Here is a 23,687-nt window from a genome sequence, read left to right as displayed (position 1 = left end):
AATTCAACGTCAACGGATGGGCAGCGTGACAGCCACGGTGCCCGGCCCCACCTGCAGCCCGCTTAAGAGCGGGTAGAGCTGCCCGGACGCATGGCGGTGGTGGGCCGCAAACATCAGCCCATCAAAAGCCAGCAGGAAGCCGCCTTGCAGCAGCAACGACTGGCCATAGCCGCGCAGTTGCTGCTGGCGGCGAACAGTGGGGCGCGAGGTGGCCCGTTCCCGCAGGTACAGGCCGGTTGCCAGGTAGGCTACATCAAGGCCGGCATTGAAGAGGTAGAGGTTTTCAGTGCGCAGCTGGGTGCGCACCAGTGTGGGCCGGTCGGGGGTGTCGGTTGGGCGGCGGCCAGCAAGCAGCGTGGTGCCCGCCAGCGCCAGGTTCACCACGCCCCAGCCTACATTCATTTGGTGGAAATATTTCTCGTGGCCTTCAGTAGCAAAGTAGCGCGCTCCGCTCAGACCCACATTGCTCAGGGCCCAACCACCTAATACCCGCATACCGCGCCTGTCCAGCGTGGTGCGCTGGTCCTGGAAGACAGTATACTTCGAAGAAGGAAGCGGCTGCGCGGCTAGGCTGTTGGCAGCCAGCAGGCCCAGCGCAAGTAAGGAGAGGCGCGGCAGCATTGTAAGAATCAGGCTGGTGAAAAGCAATTACCTATCGCTCCAGCAGCATGGCCCCGTAGGAGTAGCCGCCCCCGAACACAGTAATAATCACCCGGTGGCCGGGCTGTAGTTTGGGCCACGTATCGCCGAGGCCGATGGCTGCCCCGGCGCAGCCCGTGTTGCCCAGGCGCTCGATGTTGGAAACGGCCCGCTCCGGCGGCAACCCCAGCTGCTGCAGCACATTTTTGGTGATGCGCAGGTTGGCCTGGTGCGGAATCAGGTAGTTGAGGCTGTCGAGGCCGAGGTGCTGGCGCTCCAGCAGCTGGCGGGTCACGCGGGCCATGTACTGGCAAGCGTACGTGAAAACGTCGCGGCCGTGGGGCATCACAATGCCGCGCTCCACCGGCTTCAGCGTCACGGCTTCGTCGGCCTTGCCGGCTACGGCGGCGCCGCCGGTCAGTACTTCCACTACGCGCAAATCGGTGGGGGCGAGGCGCTCTTTGGTGAGCAGCAGCGCCGAGGCGCCGTCGCCCCAGAGATGGCCGGCTACAGTGTCGCTCTCGTTGTTGTAGGCCGTGTTGTGCTCACTTACCACCACCACGGCGCGGCTGGCTTTGCCCATGGCAAAATAGCCTTCCACAATTTCAATGGCGTTGAGCAGCGACGAGCAAGCCGACGAAATGCTCACTACCGGAATATCGTTGATGCCCAGGTCGCGCTGTACGGCGTGGGCCAGCGTGTAGATGGTGTCGTGCGGGGTATAGGTGGCGCCCACAATGAGGTCGAGGTTGGCGACCGGGAAGGCCGGGGACTGGGCCAGTACCCGCCGGGTGGCCTCGATGGCCATGGTATTGGTGTTTTCGCCGGGGCCGGCCTTGCGCCGTTCCCGAATGCCGGTACGCTCGATGATCCAGTCGGCAGAGAGGCCGTTGAGATTAGTAAAATGCTCGTTGGTAACGACTTGCTCTGGCAGATAGGATGCCACCTGGTGAATGTACACGGACAGAAAACGAATGAGTTGGCCTTAAAAATACGGCAATGTACGCCGGGCAGCCACGGCAGCCCGGCAAATTAGCTTCCGTGGCTCGTACTTTGCAGGGAGCTTGCGCGTTCATACGCCTCCGCGCAGGCTCCGTTCGTGTCGCTTTGTTATAAGATTATGCTGTTTTGCTTTCGTCGCCGCTGCCTGCTGCCCTTGCTGGTACTGAGCCTGCTGGCTGCCTGCCCGGCTACCGCCCAGAAATACCGTACGGCCGCTGGCCTGCGCCTGAGCCCCGGCCAGTACGGCCTTACGGTGCAGCAAAAGTTTCTGCCGGGCGCTACGCTGGAAGGCCTGGCGCTGGCTGGTACCCGCGAAGTAAGCGCTACAGTGCTGGCTGAGCGTCACTTCGGTATTCTGGGTCCTAGCCTCAATTATTATCTGGGTGCTGGCGGCCACCTCGGCAACCACAAGGATACCGGCACGTTTGGCGGCCTCGACGGTATTGTGGGCGTGGAATACAAAGTGGCTCTGACACGCCTGGTTATTTCTGCGGATTTCAAGCCTAGCATCGAGTTTGGCTCTGATGACTGGGCACGTTTTCCTACCGCATTTTCTGTGCGCTACATCCTGATTAAAGAGAAAAAGACGGGCCTGCTCGACGGCGTGTTTGGCGGGGGCAAAGACAAGCAGAAAACCAAAGACAAGTCCCGCGGTTCTGGCCGCCGCGGCCTCTTCGACTGGTAGCCAGGTATCAAGTTGAGAGTGGGGCGCTAATGGGCCTGCCAGATAGCAGCAGGCCACTGCTACAAGTCCGCTAGAATAGAATCAGGCCGCCCAGCGCAACCAGCATCAGGGCAAGTCCCAGCGTGATGCCGTAGCTGATACCCAGTGCTACAGACTTAACGGCTGTTTTGAGCCAGCTCTGCTGATAGAAATTGCGGAGCGCCACCACGAAGTATACGCCTGGCACCAGCAGCATAAAATCATCGGCCCAGGCCATAAAGCTGAGCTGGCTGAGCAGCAAGGCTACCGCGAAGAATACAAACAGAAAGCAGTGCACGTGCACCGTGAAAATGAGGTGGCTGATGTAGTGGCGGTGTTGCCGGAAATAGGTTCCTTTTAGTAGCAGCGCCGCCAGCGGCATAATCAGAAAAATCAGCAGCGACAATCCCCGCAGAATCTGGTGCATAGCCTCGGCACTCGTGACATGGTGCCAGCGCACGGCCCGTTTCACGCCCAGCCGGTTCCAAAAGCTGGGCGTGGCGCCGTTACTGCGCAATACCGAGTCTGTTTGTGCCTGGGTGATGTCTGATGGCAGCTTCTCCAACTCTTCATCCTTGAGTTTGATACCCATTACCGAAAGGTTGAAGTTACTGTCAGGGCTTTTGCGGGCTTCAAAGTCTTGGCTGGGGTTGGTGAGCGAGTACGCCAGCAGCGGCCGCCGACCCGCCTGCTGGCGCTGGCGCACGGAGTCGGCCAGGATGCGTCGCAGACTGTCGCGGCGGGCGGGTGTGCTGGCTTGTGCAATGGCACGCAGCAGTTGCTGCTCCTGCTGCCGGGCAGTATCGTTGGCGCTTTCAGTCAGGCTGGCGGCTTCCCGGGTAAATAGCTGCACCGGCCGCTCACTGCCGTGCTTGGGTTTGGTAACCGACGACAAAAGCAGAAAAAACACAAAGCTTAGAAACACATACAGCCGCACCGGCGGCACGTAGGGCACGCGCCGGCCTTCCAGAAAACGCCGGGTGAGCACGCCCGGCCGGAACAGCAGCAGCCCTGCCGTACGGAACACCTTGCCATCGAAGTGAAACAGGCCTTCTAGGGTTTCCTCCACTAAATGGTCGAAAGAGATGTTGACTTCGTGGTTTTGCTGGCCGCAACGCGGACAGAACGCCGCAGGTGCTTCGGGCAGAAACAAGTAGCTGCAGTTTGCGCAGGCAGGTAGGGGAGTAGCGTGGTGCGCCATAAGAAGAGACTGGAGTGCACCACGCTGCAAGGCGGTGCGCTAGTGCAAATAAGCGCTTTCAGGTGAGTAGATACAAGGCACACCAAGATAGGAGTTGGCAAATGATGCCCCGCCAGCAGCCCTGATAATGAAAGGATTGAGGAATTGTATAAATAGTGTCTTCTATATAATGCAAAATAAAATTGAAATGTTGCAATTTAATTAATTATCTATTATATTCATTAAAGCAGTTGCTGTTTCCTGCCACCGTTATGCGCCAACAACCATGAAAACAAGCTCTACAATTCCGCCTCTGTTTGGTAGTGTCCGTTTGCTGCTGATGTGGCTACTGCTGAGCAGTGGCCTGGAGGCACTGGCCCAGCCAAGTGGCTGTGGCGGCCAAAACCCGGGCGGCAGTCCGGCTGGCACCGGTCTCTACGCCGAATATTACAGCGGCTATTTCGACGACGACCAGCGCTTTTTCACCAGCCGCACTCCTGGGCTCGTCCGGATCGACGCGCAGGCAAATTTCCTAAACGGCGGTTTTGGCGACCTGACAACTGTGGCTGCCAACACCCTGGCCAATCCAGATGGCTTCAGCCTGCGCCAGCGTGGCAGCTTAGCCATTACCACAGCGGGCATGTACACGTTTTATCTGTACTCCGACGATGCGGCGTATTTCTGGCTCGATAACGAAGCCTTGGCTAGTCCGGCCGTTTCGGGGCAAGCCACCATTGCCAACGGGGGCTTGCACTCTGCCTCAGTTGCGCAGCAGGCCAGCGTGTATCTGGTAGCGGGCCTGCACAATGTGCTGCTGCACTACGGTGAAATGGGCAGCGACAATACCCTGGTGCTGGAGTACCAGGGGCCTGACTCTCCCACACGGCAGGTGGTACCGGCCAGCGTGTTTTGCACTGCTACGCAACCAGTACGCATTTTGCCAGCTAATCTGGTGTATCCGTCCGCTAATCAAACAGTAGCAGTGGGCACTGGCACTGTGTCGTCGGTGCCGACGGTGGCGGTGGTTGGTGGCCCACCTCAGTTTCTGCTGGCCAATCGTGCTAGCTTACCGACTGGTATCGAAGTAAACCCCACCACTGGCCAGATTACGTTTGGGGTGAATGTGCCCAGCGGCCTCTACCAGCCCAATATTCTGGTGATTAGCAGCCAGGGCGCCACGCTGTTTCGGCAGGCCTATACATTTGTGGCCGCCTTAACGCCCACTGCCAGTTGCATCAGTCCTCGCCCCGACCGGGGCCCACCGACACAAGGCCTGTACGCTGAATATTACCCCGGATATTTCAGAGATGATCCAGCGTATTTCACCGTTAACCAACCCAGGCTGGTGCGCCTGGAAAGCCAGCTTAATTACGACACTGACGCCAGCTGGGGCGACCTGACTGCGGCTGCCAGCGGCACCACCCAGGATGCCAACGAGTACAGTGCCCGGTTGCGGGGCAGCTTCACCATCAACACGGCTGGTATTTACACGCTTTACCTGCGCTCCGACGATGGGTCCTGGCTGTGGCTTGATAATGCTGCCCTGGTGCCCGGGCCTCCCAGCAGCTTGGCCACTATCAACAACGGCGGACTGCACGCTGACTCCACGGTGGCCGTTACGCTGCCGTTGTTTGCAGGCCAGCACGATCTGCAGATTCACTTCGGCGAAAACGGCGGCCGCAACAAGCTGGTGCTGGAGTATGAAGGCCCCGATGCCCCTACGCGGCGCGTGATGCCGTCCGGTATTTTCTGCTCGGGCGGCAGTGGCAGGCCATTGCGCGTACGGACGGCTGCCCGGCAGGTGAGTTTGCAAGTGGCACCTAACCCCAACAAAGGCAGCTTTGGGGTGCATATAGGACAGCAACAGCCAGGGCCAGGCACGCTGCAGCTGCTGGATATGCAGGGGCGCCTGTGCTACCAGACCAGCTTGCTGGTTGCGGCCGAGCAGCAGCTGCAGCTGCAGCTGCCTGGCCTGGCTGCCGGTGTGTACGTGGTGCGCCTTACCACCGAAAAGGGTGCCGCCACGCACAGAGTGGTAGTGGAATAACAAGCAGATACCTTCGCAAAAAACGGGGCCGGCCGCCAGACGTCAGGGGTATTTTCCCGGCGTCCGGCAGTCGGCCCCGCTTGGTTAGGAGGATAGGAGCCTACTCTTTGCGCACCCGGCCGGAACCGGCAATCTTACTGCTGACGGTGGCCCCGCCCCGCACATATACGTCGCCGGAGCCGGCAATGCTGGCCTCCAGCGTGCGGCTGGCGTAGAGGCGGCCGGAGCCGGAGCCACTAATGCGGATGGCGCTGGCTTCGGTGCGCAGCTCAGAGGCGCGCACGTTGCCGGAGCCGCTGATGCGGGCCTCATGCTGCGGGCAGACACCGGCTACCAGAATTTCACCCGAGCCCGAAACAGCCGATTTCAACTCATTGGCCGTGAGCTGGGGCAGTAGAATCTTGCCGGAGCCGCTAACTGCCAACGACAGCCGCGTGGCCTTGACGGGCTCCTCGGCTTTGATCTGGCCGGAGCCACTTACGCCGAGCTCTGTGATGTCCGGCATGGTCACGTATACCGTCACTGCGCCTTCAAGATTATCATTGGACCACACCTTGCCGTTTTGCTGCTTGGTTCTGATGCGCAGCTGGCCATCTTCCACCACTGTTTCGATACGGGGCAAATCGGCGGCAACGGCTTCCACCTCTACGCGCTGCGGGCTGCCCTGGCGCAATACTACCCGCGCCGAATTAGATAAGCCAAGCCGGGTGAAGGCGGCTACAGAGCGTACTTCGCGGCTGGGCGCGGCCAGCAGCAGGGCAGGTAGCAGAAGCGCCAACAGCAGTGTCAGGGAAAAGTAATGGAGCTTTTTCATGCCGATCAGAGAGCTATAAGTGGAACATCTGGCCGGAAAGATGGCGCCGTCGCCGCAACGGTTGCCTGGTATCGGGTAGAGGATTAAAAATACATTTATTTGGCTTTTCACCTGATGAGATGGGGAATGCAGAAACCCGCTAAGCGCCGTGCCGAAGTTATTCCGCAACGATGAGCAAGCACTGTACACGGTTGAGCTTAGTGGCCTGCCGGCTATCTGGTGAGCTCCGTGCAGGCGGCAAACGTAGCGCCGGAAAACAGAGTGGGAGGCCTTAAACGCGTTGGATTACAGGTTGGTTGAAAGCTGCATGAAAAAAGCGCAAACTTTTTAAAGCGTTGTGCCTTGTAACAGAAACGCAACAAAACACACTTGTCCAATGAGTGCCAACTTGCACAATCTTCCCCCGGAAAACTCCATCCTCTACGACCTGAACACACCTGCCGCCCAGTGCCCGTTTAGCCGCGGCGCAGTGAAGCAAACCGCCGGCGGAGGCCGCACTAACCGTGAGTGGTGGCCTAACATGCTGAAGCTAAGTATTCTGCGCCAGCATGCCGAGCTGTCTAACCCACTGGATAAGGACTTCAACTACGCCGAAGAGTTCAAGAAGCTGGATCTGCAGGCCGTTAAGCAGGATTTGTACGACCTGATGACCGACTCGCAGGACTGGTGGCCAGCCGACTACGGCCACTACGGCCCGTTCTTCGTGCGCATGGCCTGGCACAGCGCCGGCACCTACCGCATCGGCGACGGCCGGGGTGGCAGCGGCTCGGGCGCCCAGCGCTTCGCCCCGCTCAACAGCTGGCCCGACAACGCCAACCTGGATAAAGCTCGCCTGCTGCTGTGGCCCATCAAGCAGAAATATGGCCAAGCCATTTCCTGGGCCGACCTGATTGTGCTGGCCGGCAACTGCGCACTGGAGTCCATGGGCTTCAAAACCTTCGGCTTTGGCGGCGGCCGCCAGGATGTGTGGGAGCCCGAGCAGGACATCTATTGGGGGCCGGAAACCGAGTGGCTCGGCGACAAGCGCTACACCGATAAGCGCGAGCTGGACAACCCGCTGGCTGCCGTGCAGATGGGCCTTATCTACGTGAATCCCGAAGGCCCGAACGGCGTGCCTGACCCCATCCGGTCGGCCCATGACATTCGCGAAACTTTTGGCCGCATGGCCATGAACGATGAGGAAACCGTGGCGCTGATTGCCGGCGGCCACACCTTCGGCAAAACCCACGGCGCCGCCGACCCCAGCCAGTATGTGGGCAAAGAACCCGCCGGGGCCAACCTGGAAGAAATGGGCCTGGGCTGGCGCAACAGCTACGGCACCGGCCACGGCGCCGACACCATCACCAGCGGCCTGGAAGGCGCCTGGACCAGCACGCCCGCGCAGTGGAGCAACGACTACTTCGACAACCTGTTCGGCTTCGAGTGGGAGCTGACCAAGAGCCCCGCCGGCGCGCACCAGTGGCGGCCCGTAAACGGCGGCGGCGCCGGCACCATTCCTGATGCCCACGACCCAGCCAAGAAGCACGCGCCCTTCATGCTTACCACCGACATTGCGTTGCGGGCCGACCCGGCGTACGAGGTGATTTCCCGGCGCTTTCACCAGAACCCCGACGAGTTTGCAGATGCCTTCGCCCGGGCCTGGTTCAAGCTGACGCACCGCGACATGGGGCCCAAGGAGCGTTACCTCGGCCCCGAGGTGCCCACCGAAGAACTGCTCTGGCAGGATCCTATTCCGAACATCGAGTACCAGCTGATCGACGCCCAGGACGTGGCCGCGCTGAAAGAGAAAGTGCTGGCCACTGGCCTGTCGGTGCAGCAGCTGGTGAGCACCGCCTGGGCTTCGGCCTCCACCTACCGCGGCTCCGACATGCGCGGTGGCACCAATGGCGGCCGGTTGCGCTTGTCGCCGCAGCGCCACTGGGAAGTGAATAATCCGGCCCAGCTGGTGCAGGTGCTGCAGAAGCTGCACGGCATTCAGCAGGAGTTCAATGCAGCTCAGACGGGCGGCAAGCAGGTCTCGATGGCGGACTTGCTGGTGCTGGCCGGCGTGGTTGGCATCGAGGAGGCAGCCCGCGCGGCTGGCCACGAGGTGACCGTACCTTTCACGCCGGGCCGCGCCGATGCGTCGCAGGAGCAAACTGACGTAGCTTCTTTCGCGGCGCTGGAGCCGATTGCCGATGGCTTCCGCAACTACCTTACGCCCGACCACAAGGCGTCGGCTGAGGAAATGCTGGTGGACAAAGCCCAGCTGCTCACGCTGACCGCGCCCGAGCTGACGGTGCTGTTTGGCGGCCTGCGGGCCATCAACATCAACTTCGACCAGTCCGAGTACGGCGTGTTCACCACCCGGCCGGGCGCCCTCACCAACGATTATTTCATCAACCTGCTGGACATCAACACCACCTGGCAGAGCACTTCGGATGCGCAGAATACCTTCCAGGGACGCGACCGTAAAACCGGCACCGTGAAGTGGACCGGCACCCGTGTGGACCTGATTTTTGGCTCTAACTCCGAGTTGCGCGCCTTGGCTGAAGTGTATGGCTATGCTGCGGCTCAGCCTAAGTTTCTGAAGGATTTCGTAGCCGTGTGGACCAAGGTGATGAACCTGGGCCGTTTCGACCTGGCCTAAGCTTGAGGCCGCCAGCCTGGCTGCTGACAGTTATTTTTCACTACGCATGATAAAAAAGGGTGGCCTCACACGAGGCCACCCTTTTTTTGATGGGACTGAGTTGTTTGCTGAGGCAGATTAACTGCGGCTTGGAAAAAGCTAGCCCGGTAAAATAGCAGCGGGCGGCTTGCAGTTGGCGTCTTCCCGCTGCAGGTAGCCGTGGCCCCAGGTGAGCAGGGAATCAAGCAGGGGCTGCACGCGCTGGCCGTGCTCCGTGAGGGTATACTCCACTTTGGGCGGCACCTGCTGGTACACAGTGCGCTGCACAATGCCGTCTTGCTCTAGCTCCCGCAACTCCTGAATCAGCATCTTCTCCGTGATTTCCGGCATCAGGCGGCGCAGTTCGCCGTAGCGCCGAGGCTCCTGCAACAGGCAGGAGAGAATCAGCAGCTTCCACTTGCCGCCCAGCACGTTGAGGGTGGTGCGCACCGGGCAGAAGTCAAACGGCGTGGGAATGGGCGCCGACTGCCACTCGGCTTCCGCTAGCTGCTGTTTTGTGAGCCTGCTCATAATTCATTTAGCTTGATTATCAGTATTACTACCTAAAAGGTAGGTGCCCTACTTTTTAGTAGGTACTTGCTAAAAGCGAAGATACTGTTTTTCCTTTGTGCCCACCAAGCAAGCTGCCTGGCTTGTCTACTGCCGAATCGTTTCAACCCATCTTTCTCTTGAGTTTATGGCAAAGCACATTGTAATAACCGGCGCTACCGGCAACATCGGCACCGCCCTCGTTCATAAGCTGCTCGGCAGAGGGCACCGCGTAACGGCGGTGGCGCGCCCCAGCACCCGCCTGGACGCGCTGGCCCAGGCCGGAGCTACTGTTAAAGCCGGCAACCTCCACGATGTGGCCTTCCTGAGCGAAGCGCTGCGCGGCGCCGATGCCGCTTTCCTGATGATTCCGCCCAACGTGACGGCCCCCGACGTGCTGGCCCACATGCAGCAGGCCGGCGAGGTTATAGCGCAGGCTGTGCGCGCCGCTGGCTTGAAGCAGGCCGTGCACCTGAGCAGCATTGGGGCAGATCTGGCGGCCGGTACCGGGCCGGTGGTGGGTTTGTATCATCAGGAAGCCCGGCTCAATGCCATTGAAGGTCTGGCTGTAGCGCATCTGCGGCCCGCATACTTTATGGAAAACCTGCTGGCCAACGTGGGGTTGATTCAGCATATGGGCATCATGGGCTCCGGTATGCGCCCCGATCTGGCTTTCCCGATGGTGGCTACCAAGGACATTGCCGCCAAAGCCGCCCAGCTGCTGGACAACGGCTTCGAGGCCGGTTCGGTGCATTACATCCTGGGCCCGCAAAACTACAGCCAGCAGGATGCCGCCCACGCTATCGGGGCCGCCATTGGCCGGCCCGAGCTGGCCTACGTGCAGTTTCCGTACGCCGACGCCAAGCAGGGCATGATCGGGGCTGGCCTTTCCGAAAGCATGGCCAGCCTCTACGACGAAATGACGCGCAACATGAATGAGGAAAAGGTGATGGTACACGAGCCCCGCACCGCCGAAAGCAGCTCGCCCACCACGCTGAGCGAGTTTGCCGGTTCTGTGTTCGCGCCAGCCTTCCGGGGTGCCGCCGGGCAGCCGGCATAAGGCCGGTTTGCTACGCAAAAAACAACGCCCGCCGGATTTCCGGCGGGCGTTGTTTTTTGTGCAGCTTTGAGCTTTTAATTCCGGCTCTGCCCGTGCATCTGTTCCTTTGCTTACCCGGCCATGCACCCCCACGAAGAACTTCTGCACCGCTTCTATCAGGCCTTCCAGCGCCGCGACTACGCTGCCATGGCCGCTTGCTACCACTCTGAGGCCACCTTCGAGGACGCCGCTTTCCAGCTGCAGGGCCCGGATATTGGCAGGATGTGGCGCATGCTCTGTGAGCGGGGCAAAGACCTGCGCCTCGCCTACAACGACATCCAGGCCGACGACCACGCCGGCCGCGCCACTTGGGATGCACGCTACACCTTTTCGCAGACCGGCCGGGCGGTACACAACCATATCCAAGCCCGCTTCGCGTTCCGGGACGGCCTTATCCTAACACACCACGACGAGTTCAGCTTCTGGCGCTGGTCGAGGCAGGCGCTGGGGCCGATGGGCTGGCTGCTGGGCTGGTCGGGGTATCTGCAGAATAGAGTGCGTAAAGCCGCCGCGCAAGGGCTGGCCGCGTACCGGCCGAAATTAGGTTAGCAACCAGAGCGTCATTCCGAGCGAAGGCGAAGCCGTAGTCGAGGAATCTCGCGTGCTGAGGTTGTAGTAGCATCATTTACTACACTAGCGAGATTCCTCGGCTGCGGCTTCGCCTCCGCTCGGAATGACGGTTTACTCTTTTTCTCTCAACTGCCGCTCTTACCAAATCGTCACGCGGGCCGAGTCGGGGCGGTAAAGCTTGTCGGTGGGCTTCACGTTGAAGGCTTCGTAAAAGGCGGGCACGTCGGCGAAGGGGCCGTTGACGCGGAAGCTGGCCGGCGAGTGCACATCAGTGAGGATGCGCTGGGCCAGCACTTCGTCGCGCTGGTGGTTTTGCCAGCCCAGGGCATAACCCAGGAAGTAGCGCTGCGTGGGCGTGAGGCCCCCGATTTTCTCGCCTTTTTTGTACTGCTTTGTCTTCTTGAAAGCATCGAAGGCAATGACGATGCCGCCCAAATCGGCAATGTTCTCGCCGGCTGTGGCTTTGCCATTGATGTGCAGCGAATCCAGGACGGTGTAGCCGTTGAACTGGCGCACGATGCTATTGACGCGCTGCTGGAAGGCAGCCCGGTCTTTCTTGCTCCACCAGTTGCGCAGGTTGCCGTTCTCATCAAACTGGCTGCCCTCGTCGTCGAAGCCGTGTGTCAGCTCATGGCCAATGGTGCTGGCCCCGGCGTAGCCGTAGATGATGGCGTCGTCGGCGTCGGCGTCCTTGAGGCCAGGCACCGCGAAGATGGCAGCCGGCAGCACAATTTCGTTGTTGCTGGGATTGTAGTAGGCATTGTAGGTCTGCGGCGACATGCCCCACTCGGTGCGGTCCACGGGCTTGCCCAGCTTGCTGAGGTTGTAGCGGTAGTTCCACTGGTTGGCGCGCATCACGTTGGCGGCGTAGGAGTCGCGCTTGATGTCGAGGGCCGAATAGTCGCGCCACTTGGCGGGATAGCCTACTTTCGGGGTGATTTTGGCGAGCTTCACCAGCGCCTTTTGCTTGGTGGAGTCGCTCATCCAGCTCAGGGCCTGAATATGTTCCCGGAAGGACGCCACCACGTTTTCGGTGAGCTTCTCGTAGCGGGCCTTGGTTTCGGGCGTGAAATATTCCTTCACAAATAGCTGGCCCAGCGCCTCGCCCATGGCATTTTCTTCGTCGTCGAGTACGCGCTTCCAGCGGGGGCGCTGCTCTTTGCGGCCCTGCAGTATAGTGCCGTAGAAGCGGAAATTTTCGTTGTCGAAAGGCACGCTCAGCCGCTCGGCGTAAGTGTGAAGCAGCTGCCATTGCAGGTAAGCGCGCCAGTCCTCCACAGGCGCGGTGCGCAGCAGGCGGGCGGCTTCGCGGTAGAACTCCGGCTGGCCCACAATCACCGTGTCTACATTCGCTATGCCCGCCTGCGTGAACCAGGTTTTCCAGTCGAGGCCGGGCGTAAGCTGGTTGAGCTGGGCCAGCGTCATCTTGTTGTAGTTGGCGTACGGGTCGCGGAGGGCTTCCAGCTTGCGCGAAGCTCCCGCCAGCGCCGTTTCCAGCTTCACTACCTGGGCGCTGTGGCGCTGGGCAGTGGTGGCGTCCTCGCCCATCAGCGTGAGCATGGTAGCCACGTGTGTGCCGTACTCCTTGCGGATGTTGGCCGTGCGGGCGTCTTTGTTGAAGTAATAGTCGCGGTTGGGCAGTCCCAGGCCGGCCTGGGACAGATACAGCGCCATCTTCTCGCTGTTTTTGGCGTCCTGCGCTACGTAAGGGCCCACCAGCGCATTCACGTTCAGCGGAATCAGGCGGGCTATGGCGGCCTGCACATCAGCGGGGGTGCGCAGGGCGGCCAGGCGGTCCAGCTCGGCTTTCAGCGGCGCCAAGCCCTGCTTGTCGATGGCCACGGAATCCATGCCGGTGGCCCAGAAGTCGCCGATTTTCTGCTGGGTGCTGCCGGCGGCGGCGTTGGCCTTGGCTGCTTCTTCGTTGAGGGCGCGCAGGCGGGCGTACACCTCGTTCTGCACTTCCTTGCCAATGCCCCAGCTGCTCTCCGACGCCGGAATGGGATGCCGCTTCAGCCAGCCGCCGTTGGCGTATTGAAAAAAGTCGTCGCCGGGGCGCACGGTGGTGTCGAGGTTGGCCTGAAGCAGGTCGGGCTGGGCGCTGCCGGAGTTGGTGCCGGAGTGGCAGCCAGCCAGCGCCAGCAGCAGGGCCGGAGCAGCCAGCCAGCGGCGCGAAGAGGAAAAGCGGGTCATGGACGAAACGGGGGTTGGAGTCAATTCAGAGTGCAACCTAACAGTTCTGCCAAACACCTGTTAGGTTGCAGCTATGCCTATAAAATTTCTGCTGTTGCTCAACTTCGCGGTGGCTGCCTACCTCACCGGCCTTATCTGGACGGTGCAGATGGTGCATTATCCTGGCTTCGTCTACGTGGCGCCCGAAAAATTTGCGGCGTTTCATCAGCACCATACCCGCAGCATGAGCTGGGTGGTGCTGGCGCCCATGGTGCTGGAGCTGGGGCTGGCCGGGTGGCTGGTCTGGCAGGGCCGAGGTTTAGGCGTGGCCACGTGGGTAAGCCTGGGGCTGGTTGTGCTGATCTGGGCGGCCACGTTCTTCATTTCCGTGCCGTTTCATAACCGCCTTGCCGCCGACGGCTACAACTACATTGCCATCGACGGACTGGTGCGCACCAACTGGATCCGGACCCTGACCTGGACCGCCCGCAGTGGGTTGCTGGGCTGGCTGCTGTGGAAGATTTGACGGCCGCTACCGAGGGGCTGCAGGTAAGCTCAACCTAACTCGCTGAACAGAAATGGCGTAAGGGAAAGCACGATTTGTGTCACCACTTTACCCTTTCTTTTATGGAAAAGCCTCAAAAACCAACTGCCGCCGACAACGGTCTGCCCGAAGTATACACTACTGAACCATCTACTACAGACCATGCTGCCAGTGGCACACTCCTTAGCCAAGCCAGTGAATTGCTATCCAAGAACAATGTGAGTGACTTGCTGGGTCAGCTTCCGCAGTCGGTGAAAAGCGCCGGCAACGGAGCCATGAGCAAGATAAACAGCCTGAGTACCACACAGAAAATAGTAGGTGGCGCTTTGCTGGTAGCCGGCGTCGGTTACCTGGCCAGCACCAGTGGCGGCAAAGCAAAAGGCAAAAGCAAGTCCAAGAAAAACCAGGCCAGCACGCTGCATGAGCTGCTGTACTTCGTGAATGACCGGATTGTGGGCTATCAGCGGGCCGTGGCTGAAAGCCAGGACGCCAAGCTGCAGGGCTACTACAAGCAGCTGGTGAGCCAAAGCCAGCAGTTTTCTAACACGCTCAACAATCACCTGCGCCAGCAGGACGGCACCCGCGAAACCAGCACCACGCTGAAAGGCAAGCTCTACCGCGCCTGGATGGATGCCAAGGCACTCATCACCGGATTCGACGAAAAAGCCATTCTGGGCTCTAATATCTACGGCGAGGAATGGGCCCTGAAAGCCTACGAAAATGCCCTCGACGACCAGACGCTCACCGGTACGCTCCGCGTGGAAGTGGAGCGCCAGTACAAACTGTCGCAGAGCACCTACCAGGAGCTGCAGCGGCTGTCAGACAAGCAGTAACCGGCCACTGCTGCCGCATAAACAAACCCCACTCAGGTTCGCACGCTCTGTGCCGGGCTTGGGTGGGGCTTTGCGCGTTCAGGCCTGCTCGCGCCACGGCAGCCTTTGGGCTTTAAGTGCCCAACGAACAAGCCATTCGCCCGTATCTTTCGCTGATCTTCTTCCGCTAGCTTGCCTGTTATGCTCCCGCCCGCCGCCGACTTCCTGCCCGAACTCCAGTTTCAGACCAGCCGCAGCAGCGGCCCCGGCGGGCAGAACGTAAACAAGGTGGAGAGCCGCGTGGAGTTGCGCTTCCGGCTGCTGGAGTCGCAGCTGCTCACCGACGAGCAGAAGCAGACGCTGCAACAAAAACTGACCTCCAAGCTCACGCTGGACGGCGAGCTGCTGGTGGTGGCGCAGGAAGACCGCAGCCAGCTGCGCAACAAGGAAACGGCGCTGCAGAAGTTTCATGAGTTGCTAACCAAAGCTCTGCACAAGCCCAAAGCCCGCAAAGCCACCAAGCCTAGTAAAGGCGCTGTACGCCAGCGCCTGGAGTCCAAAAAGAAGCACGGCGACAAGAAAACTAACCGCGGCCGGGTGGATTTTTAGCAAGGTTTTGATTCGCACTCGTCTAGTATGTTCAGGCCATGAAAAATGCCGCTCTTGTTACTGGTGGCCTGATAGTGTGGGTGCTTTTAGTCCTCTCCGGCTATTTGGGCGCCTTTATGTTGATGTTGCCGCTACTGGCGTTTGTGCTAGCGGCAGTGGTGGCGCTGGTGGCCATTACGGTCTGGGTGATGCTGCCGTATTGGGTATATCAGCAGCTTATTCGGCTTTCAGACCTGCCGCCCGGACCACTGCTCACCGGCTTGAACTGGTGGCTGGCTAGTACTTATTGCCTGATGCCGGCTGTGCCAACCGGCGAAAATAGGCACCTAGAAACCCTGCGTAGGGCTGCAGACTACCGAGAGCCGTTGTTCAGTTTAAATCCAGCCCAAACAGCACCCCAAGCCACGGCCGGTGCTGGTAAATCCAGTGGCGCCGGTCAGGACCGAACAAGTGGTCGGCGCCGGCGGCCAGCCCCACGTTGAACACGCGTGCATCGTAAATCAGGGCCGCGCCGACGTGCGTAACCAAGCCTTCGTACTCGGCAACGGCCGTCTGCTGCCGGGTTACATCGGGGTTGATGACGGCCGCACCCAGCCCCACAAATACGCCGTAGCCGATGCCCGTATCGCGCAGCACCGGGGCATTGCCGGACCGATGCCGGGCAGGCGTACTTACGTGGTAGAAATCGAGGCGGCGGCCCAGGTATAGCGCGGCGTTGAAGCTGGTATTGAGCTGCACCGGCAGCGGTGCCCGGGCCGGCCGAATCTTGAAGGGCAGCGTGAATACATCCACATCGAAACGCCGGCTCAGCAGCAAGCTACTGTGGCGGCGGGCCAGAAGCAGCGGCCGGGCAATGGTCGAATCGGTAGCGGCCAGCAGCAGCGTGTCGGTGGCCTGGCGCAGATACACGGGCTGCTGCTGATAGGCCTGCAACGCCGGCGCCGTGGAGCGCAGCACCCGATACCGTCCGGTGGGCAGCTGCTCTATCCGGCCCACGGCGGCGCAGCCCGCCAGCGCGTAGCCGAAGACCAGGAACAGGCAGTGGCGCAGGAAGCCGGGCGTAACAGAAGTCAGCATAGAGCAGGAAACCGACGGGGAATAGCAGGCACTTCAGATCCAGCCCTTGCGCTTAAACCACACATAAATCCCGACGGATATAAACACCATCGACAGGATGGAAACCGGGTAGCCCAGCTTCCAGGTCAGCTCGGGCATGTAGTTGAAGTTCATGCCGTAGATGCCGGCAATGAAAGTGAGCGGCAGGAAAAATGCCGAAAACACTGTCAGTACGCGCATGGCCTCGTTGGTGCGCTGCGACGACAATGACAGGTACAGGTTCATGAGGTTAGTGGCGCCGCCATCAAGCTGCTGGTACATGGTTTCCACTTTTACCTGCAAGTCCTGAGTGTCCTGCAGCAGCGTATCGTCGGTGGTGGAGGTGGCCAGCTGGCGGCGCAGCATCGTCAGGATGTCGCGCGTGAGCAGCAGCAGCTGCTTGGCGGCCGAGGCTTTGCGCTTCAGAAAGTACAAGCCCTGCAAGGCGTTGGGCACTTCCTGCTTCAGAAAGATTTCCGCTTCGTAGTCGTCTAGCTCCCGCGTGAGCGTGAGGGCAGGCTGCATGTAGCTGCTCAGGGTGTAGCGCACCAGATGGAAGGCCACCTCGGCGGGCGTGTTGCACTCCTGGCCGGGCGCCCGCGCCACCCGCTTCAAATCATTGAGTACGGGGTGCGGCAGCCGGTGCACCGTTATCAGATAGTCGGCGGAGTAGAACACGGCAATCTTGGTGCTCAGCTCCTGAATGGTATCGGCCTCGTTGGAGTTGGGTGGGTTGAACACCCGCAGAATCACGAAGCTCAGGCCATGCGTGGCCTCAAACTTAGGCAGGTGTGTGGGTTCCAGACAGTCGCGCACCAGCGAGTCGGGCAGGTCGTACTGCGCGGCCACGGCCTGCAGCTCGGCCACAGTAGGGCTGGTGATATCCAGCCACGCAAAGGCGGATTCTTGCCGGGTGAGTAGTTCTTCGGTCATAAGCAGAGCGGTAGTGGCAACAAGTCCTGTAACGCAAAAAGCTGCCCGGCGCCGCCTTGCTCGGCTATAAAGCCGCTCGGAACATCACCAAAATGCTCGTCAGGCAGCCGGTAGCGAAGCATGACGAGCATTCTGTATTGGCTTGGCAGCGTTTACAGCAGGGTGCCGCGCAGCACCAGCGTCGCCACCGAGAAGTAGATGATGAGGCCGGTAACGTCCACGAGTGTGGCTACAAACGGAGCGGAAGCTGTGGCAGGGTCGAGCCCAAGGCGCTTGAGAATCATGGGCAGCATAGCCCCCGACAAGGCCCCCCACAGCACAATGCCCAGCAGCGAGAAACCAACCGTTACGGCAATCAGCTGCCAGTATGGGCCGAAATAGCCGGGGTCTACTACTTTGGCCCACAGCACAATGCGCAAAGCACCCACTACCCCCAGAATAGCTCCTAGCGCCAGCCCCGAAATGATTTCGCGCCGCATCACAATCCACCAGTCCGAGAGCGTAAACTCGCCCAGGCTCATGGCCCGGATAATGAGCGAGGTAGCCTGCGAGCCGGCATTGCCGCCCGCCGAAATAATGAGCGGAATAAACAGCCCCAGCACGGCCGCTTTCTGCAGATCGTCCTCGAAATGGTGCATGGCCGAAGTGGTCAGCATCTCACCCAGCAGCAGAATCACCAGCCAGCCGGCGCGCTTTTTTATCATGCTCCAGATGGAAGTGGCCAGATACGGCTCGTCCAGGGCCGCCGAGCCGCCCAGCTTCTGGATGTCCTCGGTGTCTTCTTCTTCCCGGATATCCAGAATGTCGTCGATGGTTACGATGCCGAACAGCACGCCGTCGTCGTTCACGACGGGCAACGCCACCCGGTCGTTTTTGCGGAACACGTCGATGGCCGCTTCCTGGTCCTGCATGGCGTTGAGCTTCACGTAGCGGCGGTCCATCAGCTCACTTACGGGCCGGTCGGGCGCCGACAGCAGAAACTCCCGGATGCGGATATCGTCGATCAGCACGCCCCGGTGGTCGGTTACGTAGAGTACGCTCAGCGTCTCAGACTGTCCGCCGTGGCGCCGGATGTAGTCCAATACCTGCTGCACGGTCCAGCTCTCCCGGATGGCAATGTAGTCGGGCGTCATCAGGCGCCCCACCGAGTACTCGGGGTAGCCCAGCAGCTCCAGCGTCACCTTGCGCTCCGGCTCCGACAGCGTCTGGATCAGCTCCTTTACGAAGTCATCAGGCAGAAACTCCAGCAGTGCCGTCCGGTCGTCGGGCGACATTTCGTTGAGGATATCGGAAATCTTTTCCTGGCTCAGATTGGCCAGAAAGTGCTTCTGCACTTCCAGATCCAGGTATTCGAACACCTGCGTGGCCAGCCGCAGCGGCAGCAGCCGGAAAATAATAAGCTGCTCGCGCTCCTCTTCGGCCTCAATCAGCTCTACCAGCTCGGCGGGCTCATAGTTTTTGAGAATTTCCTTGAGCTTGAAAAATTCCCCCTCCTGAATCAGGGACGTAATGTGGTCGGTAGTCGGATGCTGATTCATGTACGGAAGGGAGTGTGTCTCGCTAGGCAGGAGGGTTGGTGGCAAAAAAGCCCGCAAAAATAGCTATTCCTGCCTTCAGGATGCAGACACTGACGATTAATAATCTGCCAATCGTCATTCCAGAGGTTTAAAAGAGTGGCTGAGTAACACAAGCCATACATTAGCTGAATTATTTACTATGTTATTAATAAATAAATTCATAAATTTTATTGTTTAATTACTAGTATGTATGGCCCCCGATATCCTGACCGGCACTTCGCTACCGGATTTTGAATTGCCCGATCATACGGGGGTGCTGCGCCGGCTATCGGTTTTGCAGGGACACGACCCCATGATTCTGACCCTGAACCGTGGCGTGTATTGCCCCAAAGACCGGCAGCAGCTACACGAGCTAGTGCACTTTCACCCGCAGCTGCAGGTCGGGTTTACGCAGCTCGTCACCATCACTACCGATTCGCTACTGCTCTCCAACGACTTGCGCCTGGGAGTGGGCGCCAATTGGCCTTTTCTGCACGATGAAAAGCGGGTGGTGCAGCAGCGTCTCGGCATCCAAGAGTACACCGACCCGCACAACAACCCCATGATTCCGCACACCTTTGTGCTGGAGCCGGGCTTGCGCATCTACAAAATCTATTGTGGCTACTGGTACTGGGGCCGCCCCAGCCTGGCCGAGCTGCACCACGACCTGCGCGACGTCACCAGCCGCCAGCGCCCCGACTACAAGATAGACACGCCCGAGATGCAGCAGCAATGGGACAGCGGCGACCGGCGCAACTTCTTCCCGTATGGCCAGTCTTGGCATCAGGTATTCGCCCGCATGGCCGGCGCCGTCGACCAGTACGGCCGCTCGTAGCGGCAACTCTGTTGCGTCTTGCTAGCCGCGTATCGGTATAGATGTTGGGCAAGCAGCGGCTAGCCAGCAACAAAATTCTGTTGAAGACACTTGTGTAAGCTCCGCAGCATCCATTAAAGAGGGCGCCCGTACATTTGAGCCCGCTCCTTCGTGCTTTCTATGCCTCACCAGACGCCTGCCAACCCGCCGCTCGGCACTCTTGTTGCCCTCGGCGGCGGCGACGACGACGCCATGCTGGCGCTTCTCTGCGACCTGCTGCCGAGTCCGGCTACCCCAGTCGAAATTGTAACGGTAGCCTCCCGCGACGATACCCGCTCCGGCCGGGCCTACGAGCGGGCCCTGCGCGAGCTGGGCTGCACCGGCGCCCGCCACCTACGCATCAGTGAGCACCACTCCGCCGACGCGCCCGACACGCTGCGCCGCCTGCGCCACGCAGGGCTCGTGTTTTTCAGCGGCGGCGACCAGGAGCGCATCACCGACTTTCTGCACAACTCGGAATTTTTGCGCGTGCTGCACGAACGGTACTACCACGATGCCAATTTTATGATAGCCGGGACCAGCGCCGGCGCGGCCGTGCTGCCCGAGTACATGATAGTGGACGGCCACGGCTGGCGCGCGTTGCGCAAAGGCGGCATGCAAACCAGCGCCGGGCTGGGCTTACTACCCCAGCTGCTCATCGATCAGCACTTTGTGGAGCGGGGCCGCTTTGGGCGGCTGGCCCACGCGCTGCTGGCGCACCCTATGTGCCTGGGGCTGGGGCTGGCCGAAGAAACCGGCCTCATTATCCGGGGCGGAACAGAGGCGGAGGTGTTTGGTGATGGGGTGGTGATGGTGGTGGACGGGCGCCAGCTGCACGGCAACAACCTGGGCCGTATCGGGCGTGGCGAGCCGGTAAGTGGGCAAGACCTGCGGGTGCACCTGCTGGTAGCTGGGCAGCGCCTGCACCTGCAAACCCGGCGGGTAGTTGGTGCGGAGCCGGATACAAGGTGAGCCATAACTCACCATATTTGCACAGCTAGCGCTACAGCCGAAAATATCCGGGGTTTTCGTTCGTTTTACTGCCAGCAAGAATTAGTCGGCTTGCCGACTAATCAAGCGTTTTTCTTTCTACATTTAAGTCGCGACAAGCCTAAATTCTCACCTTTCTCTCTTTTTTATGACTTTTAAATCTCTACTCCTCGCGGGTGGTGCGCTACTCACGGGTACGGCCGCATCGGCGGGCGGCTACCAGGTGACCCTGGCCGGGATAAAAAACAACGGCATGGGCGGCGTAGGTGTCGGCCTGTCGCTGGACCAGGCGGCCATGTTCTACAACCCCGGCGCTTTGGCTATGGTGAAGGAGCGGGGCGTGCAACTGGGTGCTAATGCCACGCTGGCCCGCCAGGCATTCCGCGCCGAGAATGGCAGCGTGCAGCGCGAGCTGCAAAACAACACCACTACGCCGTTCAGCTTGTTTGCTGGCTTCGGCCCGGCCGAAGGCAAGTTCCGGGCGGGTATTGCCATCTATACGCCTTTCGGCAATAAGCTGCAGTACGCCGACGGCTGGGAAGGCCGCTTTGCCCTCACCCAGATTGATTTGAAGGCTATTTACGTGCAGCCAACCTTCAGCTATGCCGTTACCGACAAGCTGAGCATTGGTGCCGGCCTGACGTATCTGGCGCTGGGCTCCGTGAATCTGCAACGCGATATTCCGGCGCAGAACGCGGAAGGCCAGTTTGGCAGCATCGAGCTGGATGGCGAGGCAGAGCGCAAATTTGGCTTCAACGCCGGCGTGTTCTTCAAGCCTTCCGACAAGCTGAGCGTGGGTATCAGCTACCGCTCGAAAATAGATGCGCAGGTGAAGGACGGCGACGTGACGTTCCGCAACTTGTCGGCTACGGCGGCCCCTGGCTTCCAGGCTACCAAGTTTTCGGCCACGCTGCCGCTGCCGGCTACTACGTCCATCGGTATCGGCGTGATGCCCACCGAGAAGCTCACCATCGGCCTCGATGTGAACTTTGTAGAGTGGAGCGCCTATAAAAACCTGACGTTTGACTTCAATGCGCCGGTCAACAATTCCACTACCAGCACGTCGAAGCGCTACTACGAAGACGCGCTGACCTTCCGCGTCGGCGGCCAGTACCAGGTAACGGACGGCCTGACCGTACGCGCCGGCGGTGCCTACGACAACTCGCCGGTGAAAGACGGCTACGTAACGCCCGAAACGCCTGACTCGGACCGCGTAACCGGCACGCTCGGCGCTTCCTATAAGTTTGGTGAGAAGTTCGGGGTAGACCTCAGCACGCAGTTCGTGAACCTGAAAAAGCGTACCCAAACGCAGAATGATCTGCTTAACAACGGCACAACGGACCGCGTGGCAGGTACTTATAAGACCAGCGTAGTAGTGCCCGGCATTGGCCTGAACTACACTTTCTAATCTCTTCGCCTCTCTTCTCCTATGAATACGTTTTCCCTCAAGAAAACCTGGCCTGCAGTAGCACTGTTGGGTATGGCCGCTTGCCAGCCTGAGCTGGACGCTCCGGCAGTAGATAAAGGTTCGGCTGATTTCAGCAGCTACGTAGCTGTTGGCAACTCGCTCACGGCAGGCTTCCAGAGCGGCGGCCTGGCCAACTTCGGTATCGAAACATCGTATCCTGCCATTCTGGCCCAGCAGTTTGCCAAGGCCGGTGGTGGCGACTTTGTTTCTCCCAAGTTTGATGAAAGCCAAAAGGATGGTTCCGGCTATCTGAAGTTCTATGGCATCACTACGGCTGGCTCGCCGGTAATTCTGCAGCCCGGCCAGAGCACCAGTGCCACGCTGGTTGGCGAAACGGCTCCCCGGACATTCACCAACAACCCCGCTGACTACCGGTTCGCTTTCACCGGCCGCACGCTGCCTGCTCCACCGTTGGGCTCAGGCGCCGCTGAGCTGGCTGCTTTCAATACCACGCAGCCCAACAACCTGGGGGTACCTGGTATTTCAGTGTTAAGCGCCGACCGCACGGCTTCTACTGTACCGCAGATTGCGGGCGCAGCGCAGGCCTACGGCAACCTCAACAACTACTACCAGCGCCTGCTGCCAGCTGCTGACCGGGGTGTGACTGATTACACCACGTTCATTGGGCGCAAGAACGCCACATTCTTTACCTGCTGGCTGGGCAACAACGACGTACTGACTTACGCCACTAACGGTGCCGTAGCAGTTGCCACCAACCCGTTCAGCAACCTGACGGACACTACCAGTTTCGGTAGAGGCTACCGCAACATTGTGCGCACCATGAGCCGCAATGGCACGGTAGGCGGCGTAGTGGCCAACATCCCCAACGTAACCAACATTCCGTATTTCACGGCCGTAACTGTAGCCAGCGTACTAGCCGGATTCCAGCGGGTAAACCCTGCCGCCCCGGCCGTGTTCATTCAGCCGGGCGCCGCCGGTGCCGCTGTGCGCCCTGCTACTGCCGCCGACCTGATTGCGTTGCCTGCTGCCTCCGTGGTGGCTACGGGCGTGGGCTCTACGCCCACCAACCCGATTCCTAACAACTTGGTGCTGGACGCTGCTGAGGTTACGGCCATCCAGACCCGTACCACGCAGTTCAACACCATCATCGCCAAAACGGCCCGTCAGTACAAGGTTGGTTTGGTGGATATGAACTCGTTCTTCAGCACGGTAGCGTTGGGCGGCATTGCCATCAACGGCACGGCTAACAATGCTGGCTTTATCCGTGGTAACCTGTTCTCGCTGGACGGTGTGCACCCCACCTCGCGTGGCTACGCCGTAATTGCCAACGAATTCATTAAGGTGATTAACGCCACCTACGGTGCGTCGATTCAGCCGGTGAATCCGACGGAGTACAACGCGCTGCTGCTGCCATAGTAAGCTACAGACCCCAAAGAGAAAGGCC

Annotated in this window: 21 protein-coding genes; 12 read left to right on the top strand and 9 right to left on the bottom strand. The window is 60.1% G+C overall.

Features of this window, described 5'->3' with window-relative positions; translation table 11 throughout:
• Positions 1–9 precede the first annotated feature (9 nt).
• Positions 10–621 carry a DUF6992 family protein gene (locus H8B14_RS17085; protein ID WP_187316866.1) on the bottom strand — a complete coding sequence of 204 codons (612 nt, stop codon included), beginning with the start codon at positions 619–621 and terminating at the stop codon, positions 10–12.
• 31 nt (positions 622–652) lie between these two features.
• The gene (locus H8B14_RS17080; RefSeq protein ID WP_187316865.1) at positions 653–1,600 is read right to left on the bottom strand and encodes a 3-oxoacyl-ACP synthase III family protein; all 948 of its coding nucleotides are present in this window, start codon (positions 1,598–1,600) and stop codon (positions 653–655) included.
• 159 nt (positions 1,601–1,759) lie between these two features.
• On the opposite strand from H8B14_RS17080, the gene H8B14_RS17075 reads away from it, so the two are divergent.
• A complete protein-coding gene (locus tag H8B14_RS17075; protein ID WP_187316864.1) occupies positions 1,760–2,326 on the top strand; it encodes a hypothetical protein in 567 nt (188 codons plus the stop codon).
• Positions 2,327–2,396: 70 nt separating this feature from the next.
• Here H8B14_RS17075 and H8B14_RS17070 read toward each other — a convergent pair whose 3' ends face one another.
• Positions 2,397–3,497, bottom strand: coding sequence for a DUF3667 domain-containing protein (locus H8B14_RS17070; RefSeq protein ID WP_187316863.1), 1,101 nt, complete (start codon positions 3,495–3,497; stop codon positions 2,397–2,399).
• Between the two features lie 313 nt (positions 3,498–3,810).
• On the opposite strand from H8B14_RS17070, the gene H8B14_RS17065 reads away from it, so the two are divergent.
• The gene (locus tag H8B14_RS17065; protein ID WP_187316862.1) at positions 3,811–5,571 is read left to right on the top strand and encodes a PA14 domain-containing protein; all 1,761 of its coding nucleotides are present in this window, start codon (positions 3,811–3,813) and stop codon (positions 5,569–5,571) included.
• Positions 5,572–5,671: 100 nt separating this feature from the next.
• Here the strand turns inward: H8B14_RS17065 and H8B14_RS17060 are convergent, their stop codons facing one another.
• Positions 5,672–6,385 (bottom strand): head GIN domain-containing protein, encoded by a 714-nt coding sequence (locus H8B14_RS17060; RefSeq protein ID WP_187316861.1) that lies wholly within the window; start codon positions 6,383–6,385, stop codon positions 5,672–5,674.
• Between the two features lie 376 nt (positions 6,386–6,761).
• On the opposite strand from H8B14_RS17060, the gene katG reads away from it, so the two are divergent.
• A complete protein-coding gene (gene katG / locus H8B14_RS17055) occupies positions 6,762–9,014 on the top strand; it encodes a catalase/peroxidase HPI (protein ID WP_187316860.1) in 2,253 nt (750 codons plus the stop codon).
• A 138-nt stretch (positions 9,015–9,152) separates the two neighbouring features.
• Here katG and H8B14_RS17050 read toward each other — a convergent pair whose 3' ends face one another.
• Positions 9,153–9,563 carry a winged helix-turn-helix transcriptional regulator gene (locus H8B14_RS17050; protein WP_187316859.1) on the bottom strand — a complete coding sequence of 137 codons (411 nt, stop codon included), beginning with the start codon at positions 9,561–9,563 and terminating at the stop codon, positions 9,153–9,155.
• 166 nt (positions 9,564–9,729) lie between these two features.
• Here H8B14_RS17050 and H8B14_RS17045 point away from each other — a divergent pair, with 166 nt between their 5' ends.
• Together H8B14_RS17045 and H8B14_RS17040 are read left to right on the top strand one after the other, a co-directional pair.
• Positions 9,730–10,641, top strand: coding sequence for an NmrA family NAD(P)-binding protein (locus H8B14_RS17045; protein WP_187316858.1), 912 nt, complete (start codon positions 9,730–9,732; stop codon positions 10,639–10,641).
• Positions 10,642–10,761: 120 nt separating this feature from the next.
• The gene (locus H8B14_RS17040) at positions 10,762–11,229 is read left to right on the top strand and encodes a nuclear transport factor 2 family protein (RefSeq protein WP_187316857.1); all 468 of its coding nucleotides are present in this window, start codon (positions 10,762–10,764) and stop codon (positions 11,227–11,229) included.
• A gap of 159 nt (positions 11,230–11,388) precedes the next feature.
• Here H8B14_RS17040 and H8B14_RS17035 read toward each other — a convergent pair whose 3' ends face one another.
• Positions 11,389–13,443 carry a M13 family metallopeptidase gene (locus H8B14_RS17035; protein WP_187316856.1) on the bottom strand — a complete coding sequence of 685 codons (2,055 nt, stop codon included), beginning with the start codon at positions 13,441–13,443 and terminating at the stop codon, positions 11,389–11,391.
• A gap of 73 nt (positions 13,444–13,516) precedes the next feature.
• Between H8B14_RS17035 and H8B14_RS17030 the strand changes: the two genes are divergently transcribed.
• From H8B14_RS17030 to arfB, 3 genes are all read left to right on the top strand, one after another.
• The gene (locus H8B14_RS17030) at positions 13,517–13,948 is read left to right on the top strand and encodes a hypothetical protein (protein WP_187316855.1); all 432 of its coding nucleotides are present in this window, start codon (positions 13,517–13,519) and stop codon (positions 13,946–13,948) included.
• 101 nt (positions 13,949–14,049) lie between these two features.
• The gene (locus H8B14_RS17025; protein WP_187316854.1) at positions 14,050–14,799 is read left to right on the top strand and encodes a PA2169 family four-helix-bundle protein; all 750 of its coding nucleotides are present in this window, start codon (positions 14,050–14,052) and stop codon (positions 14,797–14,799) included.
• Between the two features lie 180 nt (positions 14,800–14,979).
• Positions 14,980–15,387 carry an alternative ribosome rescue aminoacyl-tRNA hydrolase ArfB gene (gene arfB, locus H8B14_RS17020; RefSeq protein WP_187316853.1) on the top strand — a complete coding sequence of 136 codons (408 nt, stop codon included), beginning with the start codon at positions 14,980–14,982 and terminating at the stop codon, positions 15,385–15,387.
• Positions 15,388–15,756: 369 nt separating this feature from the next.
• Here the strand turns inward: arfB and H8B14_RS17015 are convergent, their stop codons facing one another.
• The 3 genes from H8B14_RS17015 to mgtE all read right to left on the bottom strand — a co-directional run bounded on the left by H8B14_RS17015 (position 15,757) and on the right by mgtE (position 18,953).
• Entirely contained in the window at positions 15,757–16,464 is a 708-nt protein-coding gene (locus H8B14_RS17015) for a hypothetical protein (RefSeq protein WP_187316852.1), read from the bottom strand.
• Between the two features lie 33 nt (positions 16,465–16,497).
• On the bottom strand, positions 16,498–17,415 hold the full coding sequence (locus tag H8B14_RS17010; protein ID WP_187316851.1) for a magnesium transporter CorA family protein: 918 nt from the start codon (positions 17,413–17,415) through the stop codon (positions 16,498–16,500).
• Positions 17,416–17,567: 152 nt separating this feature from the next.
• Positions 17,568–18,953, bottom strand: coding sequence for a magnesium transporter (gene mgtE, locus H8B14_RS17005; protein WP_187316850.1), 1,386 nt, complete (start codon positions 18,951–18,953; stop codon positions 17,568–17,570).
• Positions 18,954–19,182: 229 nt separating this feature from the next.
• On the opposite strand from mgtE, the gene H8B14_RS17000 reads away from it, so the two are divergent.
• The 4 genes from H8B14_RS17000 to H8B14_RS16985 all read left to right on the top strand — a co-directional run bounded on the left by H8B14_RS17000 (position 19,183) and on the right by H8B14_RS16985 (position 23,659).
• Complete coding sequence (locus H8B14_RS17000) at positions 19,183–19,806, top strand: redoxin domain-containing protein (protein ID WP_187316849.1); 624 nt, start codon at positions 19,183–19,185, stop codon at positions 19,804–19,806.
• Positions 19,807–19,965: 159 nt separating this feature from the next.
• Complete coding sequence (locus H8B14_RS16995) at positions 19,966–20,796, top strand: cyanophycinase (protein ID WP_187316848.1); 831 nt, start codon at positions 19,966–19,968, stop codon at positions 20,794–20,796.
• A 166-nt stretch (positions 20,797–20,962) separates the two neighbouring features.
• Positions 20,963–22,222, top strand: a complete 1,260-nt coding sequence (locus H8B14_RS16990; protein WP_187316847.1) for an OmpP1/FadL family transporter — start codon at positions 20,963–20,965, stop codon at positions 22,220–22,222.
• A 21-nt stretch (positions 22,223–22,243) separates the two neighbouring features.
• Positions 22,244–23,659: an SGNH/GDSL hydrolase family protein gene (locus tag H8B14_RS16985; protein ID WP_187316846.1), complete on the top strand. Its 1,416-nt coding sequence runs from the start codon at positions 22,244–22,246 to the stop codon at positions 23,657–23,659.
• Positions 23,660–23,687: the final 28 nt, after the last annotated feature.

This window comes from Hymenobacter puniceus (genome assembly GCF_014333525.1).
Lineage (GTDB): Bacteria > Bacteroidota > Bacteroidia > Cytophagales > Hymenobacteraceae > Hymenobacter.
Note: the sequence above shows the minus strand (reverse complement) of the source record. Positions and strands in the feature narration are given on the sequence as shown.

Coding starts and splice junctions, on each gene's coding strand:
- katG (WP_187316860.1), top strand. CDS start 6,762: ATGAGTGCCAACTTGCACAATCTTCCCCCGGAAAACTCCATCCTCTAC.
- H8B14_RS17010 (WP_187316851.1), bottom strand. CDS start 17,415: ATGACCGAAGAACTACTCACCCGGCAAGAATCCGCCTTTGCGTGGCTG.
- H8B14_RS17000 (WP_187316849.1), top strand. CDS start 19,183: ATGGCCCCCGATATCCTGACCGGCACTTCGCTACCGGATTTTGAATTG.
- H8B14_RS17050 (WP_187316859.1), bottom strand. CDS start 9,563: ATGAGCAGGCTCACAAAACAGCAGCTAGCGGAAGCCGAGTGGCAGTCG.
- H8B14_RS17060 (WP_187316861.1), bottom strand. CDS start 6,385: ATGAAAAAGCTCCATTACTTTTCCCTGACACTGCTGTTGGCGCTTCTG.
- H8B14_RS17025 (WP_187316854.1), top strand. CDS start 14,050: ATGGAAAAGCCTCAAAAACCAACTGCCGCCGACAACGGTCTGCCCGAA.
- H8B14_RS17085 (WP_187316866.1), bottom strand. CDS start 621: ATGCTGCCGCGCCTCTCCTTACTTGCGCTGGGCCTGCTGGCTGCCAAC.
- mgtE (WP_187316850.1), bottom strand. CDS start 18,953: ATGAATCAGCATCCGACTACCGACCACATTACGTCCCTGATTCAGGAG.
- H8B14_RS17045 (WP_187316858.1), top strand. CDS start 9,730: ATGGCAAAGCACATTGTAATAACCGGCGCTACCGGCAACATCGGCACC.
- H8B14_RS16985 (WP_187316846.1), top strand. CDS start 22,244: ATGAATACGTTTTCCCTCAAGAAAACCTGGCCTGCAGTAGCACTGTTG.
- H8B14_RS17035 (WP_187316856.1), bottom strand. CDS start 13,443: ATGACCCGCTTTTCCTCTTCGCGCCGCTGGCTGGCTGCTCCGGCCCTG.
- arfB (WP_187316853.1), top strand. CDS start 14,980: ATGCTCCCGCCCGCCGCCGACTTCCTGCCCGAACTCCAGTTTCAGACC.
- H8B14_RS17030 (WP_187316855.1), top strand. CDS start 13,517: ATGCCTATAAAATTTCTGCTGTTGCTCAACTTCGCGGTGGCTGCCTAC.
- H8B14_RS17065 (WP_187316862.1), top strand. CDS start 3,811: ATGAAAACAAGCTCTACAATTCCGCCTCTGTTTGGTAGTGTCCGTTTG.
- H8B14_RS16995 (WP_187316848.1), top strand. CDS start 19,966: ATGCCTCACCAGACGCCTGCCAACCCGCCGCTCGGCACTCTTGTTGCC.
- H8B14_RS17075 (WP_187316864.1), top strand. CDS start 1,760: ATGCTGTTTTGCTTTCGTCGCCGCTGCCTGCTGCCCTTGCTGGTACTG.
- H8B14_RS16990 (WP_187316847.1), top strand. CDS start 20,963: ATGACTTTTAAATCTCTACTCCTCGCGGGTGGTGCGCTACTCACGGGT.
- H8B14_RS17015 (WP_187316852.1), bottom strand. CDS start 16,464: ATGCTGACTTCTGTTACGCCCGGCTTCCTGCGCCACTGCCTGTTCCTG.
- H8B14_RS17040 (WP_187316857.1), top strand. CDS start 10,762: ATGCACCCCCACGAAGAACTTCTGCACCGCTTCTATCAGGCCTTCCAG.